The 16,061-nt window shown below is 66.0% G+C and carries 14 protein-coding genes and 1 tRNA gene; 13 read left to right on the top strand and 2 right to left on the bottom strand.

The features are described 5' to 3' along the window. The first annotated feature begins 98 nt into the window (after positions 1 to 98). Together RF641_RS04420 and RF641_RS04415 are read left to right on the top strand one after the other, a co-directional pair. Entirely contained in the window at positions 99 to 788 is a 690-nt protein-coding gene (locus tag RF641_RS04420) for a DedA family protein (protein ID WP_047118421.1), read from the top strand. A 91-nt stretch (positions 789 to 879) separates the two neighbouring features. Next, positions 880 to 2,088 carry an adenosine deaminase gene (locus RF641_RS04415; RefSeq protein WP_047118422.1) on the top strand — a complete coding sequence of 403 codons (1,209 nt, stop codon included), beginning with the start codon at positions 880 to 882 and terminating at the stop codon, positions 2,086 to 2,088. A gap of 106 nt (positions 2,089 to 2,194) precedes the next feature. Here RF641_RS04415 and RF641_RS04410 read toward each other — a convergent pair whose 3' ends face one another. Next, entirely contained in the window at positions 2,195 to 3,685 is a 1,491-nt protein-coding gene (locus tag RF641_RS04410; protein WP_424572586.1) for an aldehyde dehydrogenase family protein, read from the bottom strand. Positions 3,686 to 3,806: 121 nt separating this feature from the next. Between RF641_RS04410 and RF641_RS04405 the strand changes: the two genes are divergently transcribed. The 6 genes from RF641_RS04405 (at position 3,807) to RF641_RS04380 (ending at position 10,097) form a co-directional block, all read left to right on the top strand. Further along, a complete protein-coding gene (locus RF641_RS04405) occupies positions 3,807 to 4,505 on the top strand; it encodes a MazG nucleotide pyrophosphohydrolase domain-containing protein (protein ID WP_047118424.1) in 699 nt (232 codons plus the stop codon). Positions 4,506 to 4,595: 90 nt separating this feature from the next. Then, positions 4,596 to 5,876, top strand: a complete 1,281-nt coding sequence (gene eno, locus RF641_RS04400) for a phosphopyruvate hydratase (protein ID WP_053797492.1) — start codon at positions 4,596 to 4,598, stop codon at positions 5,874 to 5,876. 124 nt (positions 5,877 to 6,000) lie between these two features. Beyond that, positions 6,001 to 6,903 carry an FtsB family cell division protein gene (locus tag RF641_RS04395; protein ID WP_424572585.1) on the top strand — a complete coding sequence of 301 codons (903 nt, stop codon included), beginning with the start codon at positions 6,001 to 6,003 and terminating at the stop codon, positions 6,901 to 6,903. Positions 6,904 to 6,926: 23 nt separating this feature from the next. Beyond that, positions 6,927 to 7,625 carry a DUF501 domain-containing protein gene (locus RF641_RS04390; protein ID WP_161447893.1) on the top strand — a complete coding sequence of 233 codons (699 nt, stop codon included), beginning with the start codon at positions 6,927 to 6,929 and terminating at the stop codon, positions 7,623 to 7,625. Continuing rightward, positions 7,625 to 8,557, top strand: coding sequence for a Ppx/GppA phosphatase family protein (locus tag RF641_RS04385; protein ID WP_047118427.1), 933 nt, complete (start codon positions 7,625 to 7,627; stop codon positions 8,555 to 8,557). The genes RF641_RS04390 and RF641_RS04385 overlap by 1 nt, the downstream gene beginning before the upstream one ends. Positions 8,558 to 8,711: 154 nt before the next feature. Further along, positions 8,712 to 10,097, top strand: a complete 1,386-nt coding sequence (locus tag RF641_RS04380) for a S8 family serine peptidase (protein ID WP_424572663.1) — start codon at positions 8,712 to 8,714, stop codon at positions 10,095 to 10,097. Between the two features lie 43 nt (positions 10,098 to 10,140). Here the strand turns inward: RF641_RS04380 and RF641_RS04375 are convergent, their stop codons facing one another. Beyond that, a complete protein-coding gene (locus tag RF641_RS04375; RefSeq protein WP_424572584.1) occupies positions 10,141 to 10,476 on the bottom strand; it encodes a hypothetical protein in 336 nt (111 codons plus the stop codon). 250 nt (positions 10,477 to 10,726) lie between these two features. Here RF641_RS04375 and RF641_RS04370 point away from each other — a divergent pair, with 250 nt between their 5' ends. The 5 genes from RF641_RS04370 (at position 10,727) to ilvA (ending at position 16,041) form a co-directional block, all read left to right on the top strand. Next, the gene (locus RF641_RS04370) at positions 10,727 to 12,094 is read left to right on the top strand and encodes an NAD(P)/FAD-dependent oxidoreductase (RefSeq protein WP_047118429.1); all 1,368 of its coding nucleotides are present in this window, start codon (positions 10,727 to 10,729) and stop codon (positions 12,092 to 12,094) included. 116 nt (positions 12,095 to 12,210) lie between these two features. Beyond that, positions 12,211 to 12,295 (top strand) — tRNA-Leu (locus tag RF641_RS04365). A gap of 234 nt (positions 12,296 to 12,529) precedes the next feature. Then, entirely contained in the window at positions 12,530 to 13,348 is an 819-nt protein-coding gene (locus RF641_RS04360) for a Bax inhibitor-1/YccA family protein (protein ID WP_047118433.1), read from the top strand. 115 nt (positions 13,349 to 13,463) lie between these two features. Further along, positions 13,464 to 14,780 carry an AI-2E family transporter gene (locus tag RF641_RS04355; RefSeq protein ID WP_424572583.1) on the top strand — a complete coding sequence of 439 codons (1,317 nt, stop codon included), beginning with the start codon at positions 13,464 to 13,466 and terminating at the stop codon, positions 14,778 to 14,780. Then, positions 14,770 to 16,041, top strand: coding sequence for a threonine ammonia-lyase (gene ilvA / locus RF641_RS04350; protein WP_053797497.1), 1,272 nt, complete (start codon positions 14,770 to 14,772; stop codon positions 16,039 to 16,041). Before RF641_RS04355 ends, ilvA begins: the two co-directional genes overlap by 11 nt. Positions 16,042 to 16,061: the final 20 nt, after the last annotated feature.

The following is a 16,061-nucleotide window of genomic DNA, read 5'->3' as shown; positions in this document are numbered from 1 at the left end:
ACCTTGGTAGGGTGCGCGCCGGCGGGATTCTGGTGGAGAATGGACTAAGAGCGCGGCAGCGAGCCACCGCGTGCAGCGAGGAAGCGATACACCCACCGATGGAATTGGTCAACGAAGCGATCATGCATGCGGCCACCGCATGGTGGATCCTGCCGCTGCTCTTTGCCTTCTGCCTCATCGACGGGGTCTTCCCTGTCGTCCCCTCCGAAACCTTCCTGGTGTCGCTGGCCGCCGTGGGCATCAGCACCGGAAGCCCCAACCTGCTGCTGATCTTCGTGATCGGCGTGTCCGGGGCGATCATCGGTGACCAGATCACCTTCCGCATCGGCCGGAGCATCGGCTACCGGCAGTACGGGTGGATGCAAAAGGGCCGGGCCAAGAAGATCCTCGACTTCGCCACCCGCAAGCTGGAAACCTCCGGCGCGCTGCTGATCTTCACCGCCCGCTACATCCCGCTGGGACGCGTCGCGGTGAACATGACGGCCGGGGCCACCGGCTTCTCCTACCACCGCTTCACCTTTTTCGACGTCATCGGCTGCATCACCTGGGGCGCCTACTCCGTGGGCATCGGCGCGCTGGCCGGCAACTGGCTCTCGGAGAACAAGCTGCTGGGCATCGGCGTCTCAGTGGTCATCGCCGTGGTGCTCGGCTACGTCATCGACAAGATCGTCAGCCGGGTGCTGGAGCGGGTCCACCGCCGCAAGCTGCGCCAGCTGGCCGCGAAGCGCGGCGGGACGTTGGGAAAAGCTATCCAAACCGTGCCTCCGGGTGAGCAGCCGGAGATTTAACCTCCGGGGCCGGTAGCCGTCGACAAGATGTGTCCAGAACTTCAGCCGTGGTGGCTATCAGTCAGCCCGAAATGCGACTAGGCTCAATGGTGTGACTGAAGAAATGATTCATGCTGCCTACGATCCCGAGTTCGACTTCCGGGACCTGCCAAAAGTTTCTCTGCACGACCACCTCGACGGTGGTCTGCGCCCGTCGACCATTATCGAGCTTGCCGCAGAGGCTGGGCACGAGCTGCCCGCAACCGATGCCGAGGCTTTGGGCAATTGGTTCCGTGAATCGGCCGATTCCGGCTCGCTGCCGCGCTACCTGGAAACTTTCGAGCACACCCTTGCAGTAATGCAGACCCGCGAGGCCCTGATCCGCGTGGCCCGCGAGTTCGTCGAAGACCTGGCCGAGGACGGCGTGATCTACGCCGAAGTCCGCTACGCCCCGGAACAGCACCAGCGCCAGGGCCTGAGCTTGGACGATGTCGTGGACGCCGTGCAGGAAGGACTGGACCAGGCCTGCGAAGAACTGAACAGCGAAGGCCACCCGATGCAGGTCGGCCAGCTGCTGATCGCCATGCGCCATGCCGACAACGGCGTGGAGATCGCCAAGCTGGCGCTGCGCCACCGCGGCCACGGCGTGGTCGGCTTCGACATCGCCGGCGCCGAGGAGGGCTTCCCGCCTTCGCGCATGAAGGAAGCCTTCGACCTGCTGGCCGAGAATCTGTTCCCGACCACCGTGCACGCGGGCGAAGCCGCGGGCCTGGACTCCATCAAGGACGCCATCCTGGTGGGCCGCGCCCAGCGCCTGGGCCACGGCGTGCGCGTGGCCGAGGACATCGAGATCGAGTTCGGCGGCGTGGATGAGGACGGCGAGGAAGTCGGCGAGGACACCGGCCTGGTCTCGCTGGGCCCGGTGGCCAACTGGGTGCGCGAACGCGGCATCCCGCTGGAAATCTGCCCTTCCTCCAACCTGCAGACCGGGGCTACCGCCGAATTCGGCGAGGGCATCGAATCGCACCCGATCGACCTGCTGGTGCAGACCGGGTTCAACGTCACGATCTCTCCGGACAACCGCCTGATGTCCGGCACCACCCTGTCGGACGAGTTCGAGCTGCTGGTCGAGGCCTTCGACTACGACCTTGAAGACCTGCTGGACCTGACCCTGAACGCCGCTGAGGCGGCCTTCGTGCCGCTGGAGATGCGCGAACTGCTCGTCGAGTACATCAACGACTTCTACGACCACCTGCTGGACGGCGACGACGAAGATGACGACGATGAAGACTTCGATGACGAGGACTACGAGGAAAACTAGCCTCGCCAGTTGCTGAGCACAGCAGCACCAAGGCAGCCTGCCCGGATCATTCCGGGCAGGCTGCCTTGTTCAATCTCTAAATGTTCAATTTCCAGCTGTTCAATTTCTAGAACGGGTACTTCTTGGGAGTGCTCTGCACGCCCACCCAATGGTCGGTGGTGAACTCCTCGATGGCCCACTCGCCGTTGAAGCGGCCCAGTCCGGAGTTCTTCTCGCCGCCGAACATCACGTGCGGCTCGTCGTTCACCGGGATGTCGTTGATGTGCGTCATTCCTGCCTTGATGCCGCGGGCGAAGCGCACGCCCTTTTCGACGTCGCGGGTGAACACCGCGCTGGACAGCCCGTAGCGGGTGTCGTTGGCCAATTCGAGCGCATGCTCTTCGCTGTCCGCCTTGGCGATGCCCGCCACGGGTCCGAAGATCTCCTCGCGGAACAGCTCCATCTGCGGGGTCACGTCGGCGAAAACGTGCGGTGGGATGACCCGGCCCTGGATCGCCCCGGAGAGCACCTCGCGGGCTCCCTCGGCCCGGGCCTGCTCGATCTTGGCGGTGACGGAGGCCAGCTGCGCGTCGTTGATGACCGGGCCGATCAGGTTCTTGCGCTCCGCCGCATCGCCGAAGCCCAGGGTGGACACCAGCTGCGCGTACTTCTGGACGAACTCGTCGTAGACCGGCGCCTGCACGATGATCCGGTTGATCGCCATGCAGATCTGGCCCTGGTGCAGGAACTTGCCCAGCGCCGCCGCCTTCACCGCTTCCTCCAGGTCCGCGTCCTGAAGCACCACGAACGGCGCATTGCCGCCGAGCTCCAGGGCCACGCGCTTCATGTGCTCGCCGGTCACCGCGATCTTGCCGACATTCTGCCCCACCTCGGTGGAGCCGGTGAAGGACACCAGCGAGGGGGCCGGATGGGCGACGAAGTAGTCGCCGATTTCCGAGCCGGAACCGACCAGCACGTTCAGCACGCCGGCCGGCGCCCCAGCTTCCTCGAAGGCCTTGGCCAGGACGAGGGCGCCGGAGAGCGGGGTGTCGGAGGCGGGCTTAAGCACCACCGTGTTGCCCAGCGCGAGGGCCGGGGCCACCGAGCGGGCGGAGAGCAGCATCGGGAAGTTCCACGGGCTGATCACCGCGACCACACCCAGCGGCTCGCGGTAGACGCGGTTCTCCTTGCCGGGGAAGTTCGAGGGCATGATCTTCCCGTGCACGCGGGACGGGAAGGTTGCCGCTTCGCGGATCGCGGCAATGGTGCCGCCCAACTCGATGTTGGCCTTCAGCTGCGCGGAACCCGACTCGGCGCTGAGCAGGGTCAGGATGTCCTTGTAGTTGGCCTGCAGGTAGTCGGCGGCCTTTTCCAGCACGGCGGTGCGGGCGGCCGGCGGCAGGGCAGCCCATGCGGACTGGGCCTCGGCGGCGGCCTGGTAGGCGGCGTCCACGTCAGCGGTGGAAGCCTGGCGGATTTCGGCAAGCACCGCATCGTCGAAGGGATTGGAAGAGATCAGCGTGGAGGCGGAGGTGCCCTGTACCCACTGGCCGTTGATGAACAACGAGGAGGGCAGCTTCGCAAGGAAGGCTGGGCGTTCGGTTTCCTGCACGGTCATGGTCAGTCCTTTGGCTTGGAGGGTGAGGCTTAACGCAATGCTAGCCCGGATGTAACGCTCATTACAGGCGGCGGTGTTCCGGCCCTGTCAGGGGCCGATTCCGCGGGGATAGGATGAATGCATGCCCAGCGAGAGAACTTCCATGGACCACCTGATCCAGACCGTGCGCACCCTGCGCGAGAAATGCGCGTGGACTGCGGCGCTGACCCACGAATCGCTGCGCACCTACCTGATCGAGGAAAGCTACGAGGTCCTGGATGCCATCGGAGCGGGGGACGCGCCGGCGCTCAAGGAAGAACTGGGCGACGTGTTCTTCCAGATCCTGCTGCATTCGCTCATCGCCGAGGAGCAGGAAAGCTTCACGCTGGAGGAGGTCGCAGCCACCCTGGACGCCAAGCTGCTGCGCCGCAATCGCCATGTTTTCGATGCCCAGGGGAATGTCCGCCAGGACGTCGTCAGCGACGTCGATGAAATCATCCGGGTCTGGGACGCGGCCAAGCAGGCCGAGCGGGGCGGCGCCCCGCGGGTGCGCCGCAACGCCGGCCTGCCTGCCGGCCTTCCCTCGTTAACGCTGGCGCAGAAGCTGCTTGACCGCCATACCAGGGCGGATTCCCCGGCCGCCGGGGAACACCGGATCAGTCCCGAGGTGCGCGGCCGCGTGGTCGATGAACGCAGCCTCGCCGCCGAGCTGATGGCGCTCACGGCGCGCGCCGAACAGCTGGGCTTGGACGCGGAATCGGTGCTCCGCGACCAGCTGCAGCGCAGCTATGGGGTGAAGGCGGACGAAACATCGTCGCCTGAATCAGGTTCAAAGCGCTAGGCTAGAGACAGGCAACGGCGCCAACGGTCACTCAGCGACCGCTGGCTGGCCAGCCCATTGACCACCCCTTTCTACAAGGAGTCCATACTCATGGCATTGATTGACGCCATTCACGCGCGCGAAATCCTTGATTCCCGCGGCAATCCGACCGTTGAGGTCGAGGTCCTGCTCACCGATGGTTCGCACGGCCGCGCCGCCGTTCCATCCGGCGCCTCCACCGGCCAGTTCGAGGCAGTAGAGCGCCGCGACGGTGACAAGAGCCGCTACCTGGGCAAGGGTGTACTGGGCGCAGTCGAGTCCGTCATCGAGGAAATCGCTGACGAGCTGGAGGGCCTTGACGCCACCGACCAGCGTGCCATCGACCAGGCAATGCTGGATCTGGACGGCACCAGCAACAAGTCCAAGCTCGGCGCTAACGCCATCCTGGGTGTCTCGCTGGCCGTGGCCAACGCCGCCGCAGTCAGCGCGAACCTGCCGCTGTTCAAGTACCTGGGCGGGCCGAACGGCCACGTCCTGCCGGTTCCGCTGATGAACATCCTCAACGGCGGCTCGCACGCCGACTCCGATGTGGACATCCAGGAATTCATGATCGCCCCGCTGGGCGCCGAGTCCTTCTCCGAGGGCCTGCGCTGGGGCGTCGAGGTGTACCACAACCTCAAGGACGTGCTGAAGGAAAAGAACCTGTCCACCGGCCTGGGCGACGAGGGTGGCTTCGCGCCGAACCTGCCGAGCAACCGCGCGGCACTGGAACTGATCACCGAGGCCATCAAGCGCGCCGGCTACACCCCGGGCGAGGACATCGCCCTGGCCCTGGACGTCGCTTCCTCCGAGTTCTACGAGAACGGCGCCTACCAGTTCGAAGGCGAAGCTCGCACGGCCGCCCAGATGAGCGACTACTACGCAGCCCTGGTTGCCGACTTCCCGCTGGTTTCCATCGAGGATCCGCTGGACGAGAACGACTGGGACGGCTGGAAGACCCTGACCGACGCCATCGGCGACAAGGTGCAGCTGGTGGGCGACGACCTGTTCGTGACCAACCCGCAGCGCCTGGCCGACGGCATCGAAAAGGGCACCGCCAACTCGCTGCTGGTGAAGGTTAACCAGATCGGCACCCTGACCGAGACCCTGGACGCCATCACCCTGGCCCAGCGTGCCGGCTACACCACCATCACCTCGCACCGTTCGGGCGAGACCGAGGACGTGACCATCGCGGACATCTGCGTGGCCACCAACGCAGGTCAGATCAAGACCGGTGCCCCGGCCCGCTCCGAGCGCGTGGCCAAGTACAACCAGCTGCTGCGCATCGAGGAAGACCTCGGCGCCTCGGCAGTTTACGCTGGCAAGAGCGCGTTCCCGCGTTTCAACAGCTAATCACCAGCTAAAGCGAATAAGCTCGTCGGTAGTGGATACCGGCGGGCTTTTCGTTATTTAATGGAGATATCGTGGATTTTCCACGGATGTACCACTTGCAGAACACCTTGGGGAATGGGGGAATATGGCCCAGCGACCACCGCGCATGCCACGAAGGAACACCCCTCACCAGGGACAGGGCAAGCCGCTGGAATTCCCGGAGGCCGCGAACCGGGCCGCCGCCGGCCAGGCGCCGGCCCCCGAGGCCGAACCGGCGACCGATGCACTGCATATCGTGCGGGACACCGAACGCCCCGCGTCCGCGCCGAAGGTCCGCAAGCTTCCCAGCCCCTCGCGGTCCACGCAGTCCCATTCGACGCCGGGTGGCTCCAAGCCCGGCAGCTCCAAGCCTTCGGCCGCCAAGCCTGCCGCCGGCAAACCGGCAGCACCGGCCGGCCGCCGCGCCAAACCCGAGGAACCGGGCGCCCCTGCCTCCCAGCGCGCCGCCCACCCCGAGGGTTCCAAGCGTCCGTTGCGCGAGCGCGCCAAGGAAAAGCAGAACGAGCGGCGCCGCGAAGACCGGGCCAAGTTCTCCATGGCAGTGCGCCGCAAGCCGGGCCAGAAGCCCGAGCCGCAGGCGCCGGTCCAGCAGGGCGAACCGGTGGCAGCCCACCGCTTCTCCGGACGCATCGCCGCGCTGATCGTGGTCTTCGCCTTCTTCGCGGTCATGCTGGTTCCCACGGTGAACTACTACCGCACCCAGATGGCGCAGATCAACGAGCTGCGCGCTTCCATCGCGGCGATGGAAGCGCAGCGCGACGAGCTGAAAGCGGAGATTGCCCGGTGGGATGACCCGCTGTATATCAAGCAGCAGGCCCGCGAGCGGATAAACTTGGTGATGCCCGGTGAGAAGCTCTACATGGTTGTTGGCGAGAAGCCCGAAGACCAGAGCGCCGAATCCGGCAACGGCAGCACCTACGAAGTGCGCCAGGAACTGCCCTGGGTCGATGCGCTCATCGACTCGATCACCCGTTCCGCAACAGACTGACCGACGACGCAAAGAGACGAAACGTGACTGAACAGCCCATCCGCGAAGCCCTGGACGCCGCCGGACGAGTACCCAGCGAGCAGGACTTGGACACCCTCAGCCGCCAGCTGAACCGTCCGGTGCGGGATGTGGTGGAAATCGGTGCACGCTGCGTGTGCGGCAACCCGCTGGTCGCCACCACCGCGCCGCGGCTTTCCTCGGGCATTCCGTTCCCGACGACCTACTACCTGACCCACCCGGTGATCACCTCCGCCGTGTCGCGGCTGGAAGCCGCCGGGCTGATGAACGAGATGAACGATCGCCTGGCCGCCGAGGCGCCGCTGGCCTCCGCCTACGCCGCGGCCCACGACTCCTACCTGGCCAACCGCGACGCCATCGGCGAGCGTTCGGGCACCGGGGCGGTGCCGGAGATCGCCGGCGTCTCGGCCGGCGGCATGCCGACGCGCGTGAAGTGCCTGCACGTGCTGGTGGGCCATTCGCTGGCCGCCGGCGAGGGCGTGAACCCGCTGGGCGACGAGGCGCTGGAAGCCATCGCGCCATGGTGGACCAAGGACAAGTGCTTCTGCGTGGGCGCCTGGGACACCGAGGGCCAGGCCCCCAGCCAGGACCGTTCGCGCCACGTGAAGACCCAGGAAAAGGTCGACCCGGCCGTCAAGCGCGCCGAACGCGCCGCGAAGCGCGCGGCCCGCGAGGCCGCGCAGAACGCCGGGGAGCAGAAGTGATGCGCGTCGCCGGTATCGACTGTGGGACCAACTCCATCCGCCTGCTGATCGCCGACGTCGCCGCGGATGGCAGCGAGCTGCGCGACGTGGTGCGCACCATGCGCGTCGTGCGCCTGGGCCAGGGAGTGGACGCCACCGGCGCCTTCGCCCCCGAAGCCCTGGAGCGCACCTTCGCGGCGGTCAAGGAATACAAGAAGCTGTGCGACGAGCACCAGGTCCAGGCCATCCGCTTCGCGGCCACCTCCGCCGCCCGCGACGCCTCGAACCGCGAGCTGTTCACCAGCAAGATCACCTCGATCCTCGGCGTCGAGCCGGAGGTCATCAGCGGCCAGGAGGAGGCCCAGCTGTCCTTCGCCGGAGCCGCCTCGGTGCGCGCCGGCAAACCCGGGCAGGTGCTGGTCATCGACCTGGGCGGCGGATCCACCGAGTTCGTGCTGGGCGACCAGAGCGGTCCGCTCGCGGCCGCAAGCCTGGACATGGGCTGCGTGCGCGTGACCGAACGCTTCCACCTCGATGGGCTGCGCTCGCGACAGAGCCTGGAATTCCTGGATTCGACCCTGCAGACCCTGGACGGCGTGGTGGACGTGAGCCAGGTCGACGCGGTGATCATGGTCGCAGGCACCTGCACCACCCTCACCGCGCAGGCGCTGGGGCTGAGGCAGTACGATTCCGCGGCCATCCACGGAGCCGAGCTGAGTTTCGCCCAGATGCGCCAGGCCACCGCCTCGATGCTCTCCTACACCCGCGAGCAGCGCCAGGCGCTGGGCTTCATGCATCCGGGCCGCGTGGACGTCATCCAGGCCGGGGCGGTCATCGTCGAGCGCATCCTGGACTACCTTGAGCGCGCCAGCGGACACCGCGAGATGCTGCTGGTCGCCTCGGAGCACGACATCCTCGACGGCATCGCGGCCTCTGCCGCGCAGCGCGCTTGATTACACCGCAGGCAAGACAGGGCAGGAGATGACCTTGAAACAACCAGTACGTTCCGGCCGCCCGGCCGGCGCGCGCACCGCCGTTTCGGCCCTGCTCGCGACCCTGCTGGCCTTCGCGTTCCTGCTGCCCAGCTCCGTGGCGCAGGCCGACGACATGCGCAACGCCGAATATTGGCTGAAGTCGCTGGGAGTTACCGAGGCGCAGAAGGAAACCAAGGGCGAGGGCGTGAAGGTCGCCGTCATCGACACCGGCATCGACACGAGCCACCGCGACCTGAAGGGAGCCGTGGTGGGCGGCGCCGACATGTCCGGGGCCGGGGGTGCCAAGGGCGATAAGCCCATCGGCGTGATGAGCGAGCACGGCACCCTGGTGGCCACCCTGCTGGCCGGCCGCGGCAACAACCAGGGGGAAATCGACCGGGTCACCTCAGAGAACCAGCGGTTGAAGTCGGCTTGGGAACAGGCCAAGAAGACCGCCGAGGAAGATGACAAGGACGTCCCGGAGGAACCCGAATACGAAAGGGTCCCGGCACTGACCGGCGGCAAGGACGGGGTGCTCGGCGTGGCGCCCAAGGCCGAGCTGCTGTCCGTGTCGCTGTGGATGGGCGACGGCAACCCGTCGGGCATTTCCGTGGAGCAGCAGATCCCCAAGGCGGTGAAGTACGCCGTGGACTCCGGAGCCAAGGTCATCAACATGTCCCTGGGCTCCACCAGCCCGGCCTGGCCCGAAAGCTGGGACGAAGCATTCAAGTACGCCGAGGAGCGCGACGTGGTTGTCGTGGCCGCCGCAGGCAACCGCTCCGGCGGCATGAACCAGGTCGGCGCGCCGGCCACGATCCCGGGGGTGCTGACCGTCGCGGGCGTCGACGAGAACGGCAAGGCCTCGCAGGACTCCTCCACGGAGGGCATCTCCATCGGCGTGGCGGCCCCGGCGGAGAAGCTGGTCGGCGGGCTGCCGGACAACGGCTACGCCCGCTGGTCGGGCACCTCCGGCGCGGCGCCGCTCGTGGCGGGCGTGGCGGCGTTGATCCGCTCCAAGTACCCGGACATGCCCGCGGAGCAGGTCATCAACCGCATCCTGAAGACCGCCAAGGACACCGGTGCCGACGGGGTCGACAACCTCTACGGCTACGGCATCATCGATGCGAACGCCGCGGTGAATGCGGACGTCCCGGCGGTCAGCGAGAATCCGCTGGGCACCATCGCCGAATGGATCCGGGTGCACCGCCGCAATAGCGACCAGGCCTCGGACGTGCCCGACCCGGGCGTTTCCAAGGAGAAGTCGGACCTGAAGCAGGTGGCGGCTCCGGAACCGATCGCCCCGGACACCTCGACCCCGGCGCTGCAGCCGGTGCTGGTCATCGGCGGATCGCTGATCCTGCTGCTGGTGCTGGTCATCGGCGGTGTGCAGGTCGGCTCCAGGGCCCGGAAGCAGGCCTTGACAGCCCATGTGCACTCGGCCAAGCTCAGCGACCTGCCGGTCGGCAAGCCCAATGAGGGACGCGACCTGTTCGACGATATTCCCGAGGACGAGAAGTAGATGATGACCCGGTGTCCGCAAGGACGCCGGGTCATTTGCCTCTTCATTGCTTTTCGTCCGCGGAATGCAGTTTGGAAGAAACGGGCGGGGCACCCGGGGCCGGTGACGCCGGAAGCGCCCCGAAAGGCGCCGCGAATTCACCGGTGATCCTCTGGTGCCGGGGAACGGCGGCGATCCAGAGGACGAGCCCGATCAGCATTGCGGCAACTGCCAGCCCCAGCAGCGCGAGGTCGCTTTCGGTGGCGGGGCAGCCGGCGGAACTGTCATCGATCTCCGGGCAGCTGCGCCAGGGCTGGAGGAACATGATCACGCTGGCGGCAGCTCCCAGCAGCGTCAGCAGGGCCGCCAGCCAAACCAGGAACCTTCGGAATACGCGCATGCCCCAACCATTGCACCTCCGCCGCGCCTCGGCTTGGCGGCCCCACAGCGTGCCGTCCGCCAGCTTGCCGGGACGGCGCTTTCGGGCAGTGAAACAGCCGCGAAAAACACGGAGTCCGAACCCTGATCACCGGCTGCCATGGCGAATGCTCCTCACCGTGTCCGGACGCGCGACGGTTACGTGATTAAACATACGTATTTAGTTAGTGAATATTTTCACTAACTCCGAAAATCCGCGTAGAATCGACAGTATGTCGATCATCGAAAGCTCCCAGAAGCGTCCTCGCATTCTCGTCGTTGGCGGTGGCTATGTTGGCCTGTACGTTGCGATGAATCTGCAGAAGAAGGTTAAGTCCCACGGCGGCATCGTCACCGTGGTCGACCCGAACCCATATATGACCTACCAGCCGTTCCTGCCGGAAGTTGCAGGCGGCCAGATCGAACCGCGCCACGTCGTGGTCTCTCACCGTCAGCACCTCAAGCACTCCGAGCTGATCAACGGCCGCGTGCTGAGCATCGACCACGCCAGCAAGAAGGCCGTCATTGCTCCGGTCAACGGCGAAGAGTACGAACTTGAATACACCGATGTCGTGATGTCTGCCGGTGCGGTCACCCGCACCTTCCCGATCACCGGCCTGGCCGAGCAGGGCATCGGCCTGAAGACCATCGAAGAGGCCATCGCGCTGCGCAACAAGGTTGCCGAGCGCATCGAGTCGGCTTCGAACATGACTGATCCTGAAGCCCGCAAGCGCGCCCTGACCTTCGTGGTGGTCGGCGGCGGCTTCGCCGGCATCGAGACCATCGCCGAGCTCGAGGACATGGCACGCCACCTGGTTAGCCTGAACGACCGCGTGCAGCAGAGCGAAGTCCGCTTCGTGCTGGTCGAGGCCATGGGCCGCATCATGCCTGAAGTGACCGCCGAGCAGGCCGAATGGGTTGTCGAGCACCTGCGCAGCCGCGGCATCGAGGTCCTGCTGAACACCTCGCTGGCCGACGCCACCGATGGCTACCTGCAGCTGATCAACATGGCCGACAAGTCCCCGGCCGACGCCTTCTACTCGGACACCCTGATCTGGTGCGCCGGCGTCATGGCCAACCCGATGGTCCGCTCCACCGATTTCCCGATCGAGCAGCGCGGCCGCATCGAGACCCGCACCGACCTGCGCATCAAGGACGCGAATGGCGATGCGCTGGAAGGCGCCTGGGCAGCCGGCGACGTTTCGGCAGTCAAGGACGTCACCGGCGGCTTGCCGGACGGCACCTGCGTGCCGAACGCGCAGCACGCCGTGCGCCAGGCCAAGCTGCTGGCAAAGAACCTGTACGCAGCCCGCTACGGCGTTGGCCGCATCAAGGAATACAAGCACAAGAACCTCGGCGCCGTGGCAGGCTTCGGCAAGAACAAGGGTGTTGCCAAGGTCGTCGGCATCAAGCTCAAGGGCTGGCCGGCATGGATGGCCCACCGCGGCTACCACGGCATGGCCATGCCGACCTTCGAGCGCAAGTTCCGCGTGGTCGGCGACTGGATGGTTGCCTGGTTCTTCACCCGCGACGCGCTGCAGCTGAACAACCTCGAAGCACCGCGCACCGCCTTCGAGGAAACCGCCAAGCCGAAGAAGTAGCACTTCGCGGCCGATGATCGAATCACGGGTTGGGGATCGCCTTGCAGGCGGTCCCCAACCTGCGTGCCGGGCAATTTCCCGTTTCCCGAATCGATCGCGTAGGATTTTAGAGTCCTGCCCCTATGGTGGAATTGGCATACACGGCTGACTTAAAATCAGCTGCCGCAAGGCTTGTGGGTTCGAGTCCCACTGGGGGCACCACATTTGAAAGCTCCGGACTTCCCGCAAGGGCGGCCGGAGCTTTAGTGCATCCAAGCGCAGCCTCTGCGGCCGTCCCGCGGCCCAATCCGGTATTTTCGCTCATGGAGTAGAAATTTCGGTCTCCAAAGGCTGAAATCATCCCTTTGACTGAGCAGATTCACAGCAATTATCAATACTGTTAAGAACAGCAATATTTCGTACTGCCTGCCTACTGACCAGACAACCTACGGGGGAATAATCTTGAGCGGCAACCCAATCTTTGGTTCGAAGAACCAGGCCGACGCATGGGCCACCAAGCCCGGTGCTCCGGTTGGATTCCGTGACACCGCCAACCTGAGCGCCGAGCAGCTGGACAACATGTACCAGCAGCCGGCCGCCACCAGCGCCGACATGGGTCGCATGACCATCGGCGACACCATCAACAAGACCATTTTCACCCTCGGCCTTGTGGTGATCGGCGCGGCCATTGGCTGGGTGGTTCCTGCCCTGATGCTTCCCGGCGCCCTGGTCGGTTTCGTCCTCGGCTTGGTCAACGCCTTCAAGAAGAAGCCTTCCCCGGCGCTGATCCTCCTCTACGCGGCAGCCGAAGGCCTGTTCCTCGGTGGCCTGTCGCAGTTCCTCGACGGTCTGTACCCAGGCGTTGCCATCCAGGCAGTGGTCGCCACCTTCGCCGTAGCCGGCGTGACCCTGGCCCTGTACCGCTCGGGCAAGTACCGCATGACCCCGAAGCTGAACAAGATGTTCATGGTCGCCATGATCGGCATGGTCGTCTTCTCGCTGCTGAACATGGTGCTCATGCTCACCGGCGTCGTCGACGGCATGTTCGGCCTGCGCAGCGCCGGCGGCGGGGCGCTGGGCCTGATCATCGGCGTGCTGGCGATCCTGCTGGCCACCTACGCGCTGGTTTCGGACTTCACCATGATCGAGGAACTGTCCAAGCAGGGTGCCCCGGCCATCATGGCTTGGCGCGGCGCCTTCGGTCTGACGGTGACCTTGGTTTGGCTTTACACCGAGATTCTGCGCATTCTGGCAATCCTGCGTGGCGACGAGTAGCCATATTGAATTAGATTTCGAGGACCAGTGCCCATATCGGGTACTGGTCCTTGTTTTTTGTCACAATTTGGACATGGAATCCATCGGCGTGCACTCGGCGCGGTAGCGTAGGGACATGAAAAGTAATCGGTTAGAGCGTCTGCGCCGTCTGCGAGGCAACCTGCCGACCCTGAAGTCCGCCCAGCCCGCCGTGGTCCCCGTCGAGTCGCTGGACCTGCGCACGGCCGAGGACCTGCCGTACGGGGTGCGCCTGGCGGCGAGCTGGGCCTGGCGCCTGCTGATCATCGTCGCCGCGCTGGGGGTGGTCTTCTGGCTGCTGTCCAAGGTCTCGCTGCTGCTGATCTCCGTCATGGTTGCCGCGCTCTTGACCAGTCTGCTGTCGCCGGTCGTCAAGATCCTGCACGCCAATCTCGCGGTGCCCCACGGCTTGGCCGTGGGCATCACGCTGATCGGCTTCTTGGCCTTGGTGACGGCCGGTCTTTCGATCGCGGGCCAGCGCCTTGGCGCCGGGTTCGCCGACCTGTGGACGCAAGCGCTGACCGGCATCCAGCAGATCCAGGACTGGCTGTTCAACGGTCCCCTGCAGCTGACCAATGACGACCTGCAAACCGTGCTGGACGACGCCCTCACCGAGCTGCGCGGCAACGCAAGCAACATCCTGAGCGAAGCCATCAGCTGGGGCTCGGCGCTGGGCCAGATCCTCACCGGGGTCCTGCTGACGCTCTTCTGCCTGATCTTCCTGCTGCTGGACGGGCGCAGGGTTGGGCTGTTCCTGATCAACCTGCTGCCGCGCCGCGCCAGGCCCGCCATGGACGGGGCGCTGACCCGGGGCTGGTCCTCGCTGGTGCGCTACGTGCGGGTGCAGATGCTGGTGGCGCTGATCGACGCGCTGGGCATCGGCTTCGGCGCATTCTTCCTGGGTGTCCCGCTGGCCCTGCCGCTGGGCGTGCTGGTGTTCATCGGCTCTTTCATCCCGGTGGTCGGCGCGCTGGTCACCGGAGCACTGGCCGTGCTGCTCGCGCTGGTCTCCAACGGCTGGGTCAATGCGTTGATCATGCTGGCTATCGTGCTGCTGGTGCAGCAGGCTGAATCGCACATCCTGCAGCCGCTGATCATGGGCAAGGCCGTGAGCCTGCACCCGCTGGCCGTGGTGCTGTCCGTGGCCGGAGGCACCATGGTGGCGAATATCGCCGGAGCCCTGTTCGCCGTGCCGCTGCTGGCCGTGTTGAACACGGTCGTCAAGTACCTCTCCCGGCGCAGCTGGGAAGACGATCCATTCGTCGCGCAGAACTACGGCACGAATCTGGCCGGTGCCAGAGCCCCCGCATCCGACCTGGAAGCTGCGGCCACCCCAGCGGCTCCACCAACATCATCACCTGCGCCGACACCCCGGCTTCCCGAGCATCCCGAGGACAAGAATCATGAACACTGAAACCAAACTTCCGGTCAGCCTGGCGGATATCGAAGAAGCCGCGAAGGTCCTCAAGCCGGTTATCGCGCTCACCCCGGTCGAGCACTCCCGCGTGCTGTCCCAGCACCTGGGCGGCGAGGTCTACCTCAAGTGCGAGAACATGCAGCGCGCCGGATCCTTCAAGGTCCGCGGCGCCTACGTGCGCATGGCCAAGCTCAGCGAGGAGGAGAAGGCCCGCGGCGTCGTCGCCGCCTCGGCAGGCAACCATGCCCAGGGCGTCGCGCAGGCCGCCAGCCACCTGGGCATCAAGGCCCGCATCTACATGCCGCTGGGTGTCGCCCTGCCCAAGCTCACCGCAACGCGGGACCACGGCGCCGAGGTCGTCTTGTTCGGCGACACGGTGGACCAGGCCTTGGCCGAGGCACAGCGCTTCGCGGATGAAACCGGCGCGGTCTTCGTGCATCCCTTCGACCACCCCGACATCATCGCCGGGCAGGGCACCATCGGGCTGGAGCTGCTGGAGCAGCTGCCGGAGGTGGACACCGTGCTCATGGGCGTGGGCGGCGGCGGGCTGCTGGCCGGCGTGGCCATCGCGCTGAAGGAACGCGCCCGCGAGCTGGGCCGCGAGATCCGCGTGGTGGGCGTGCAGGCGGAGAACGCCGCGGCCTACCCGCCGTCGTTGGCGGCGGACGCCCTGGTGCCGCTGGACACCGTGCACACCATCGCCGACGGCATCGCCGTGGGCAAACCCGGCCAGCTGCCCTTCGCGATCATCAAGGAGCTGGTGGACGACGTGGTCACCGTCTCCGAGGACGCGCTGGCCCGCGCCCTGGTGGTGCTGCTGGAGCGCAACAAGCTGGTGGTGGAGCCGGCCGGCGCCGTGGGCGTCGCGGCGCTGCTGGAGAACAAGCTGGAGGAGCACGGGATCAACCCGGCGACCACCGCGGTGATCCTCTCCGGCGGCAACATCGACCCGCTGCTGATGCTCAAGGTGATCCAGCGCGGCCTGTCCGCCGCAGGACGCTTCCTGACCATCCGCATGATGCTTCCGGACCGCCCAGGCGCCCTGGCGCAGATCTCGCGCATCATCGCCGAATCGGATGCCAACGTGACCCGCCTGGACCACACCCGCATCGGCGGCTCGCTGTCCATGGGCGACGTGGCGATCACCATCGATTTGGAGACCAAGGGCCACGAGCACTCCAAGATGGTGCTGAACAACCTGCGCGCCGAAGGATTCGACCCGCACATCACCAATACCGCAGGCGGCTCCGTCGCCTAGCCGGAACCCGCAAAAAGCCG

Origin of the sequence: Arthrobacter sp. 'calajunan' (assembly GCF_046940185.1) — a bacterium.
Classification (GTDB): domain Bacteria; phylum Actinomycetota; class Actinomycetes; order Actinomycetales; family Micrococcaceae; genus Glutamicibacter; species Glutamicibacter soli.
This window is presented reverse-complemented; position numbering and strand designations above follow the sequence as displayed.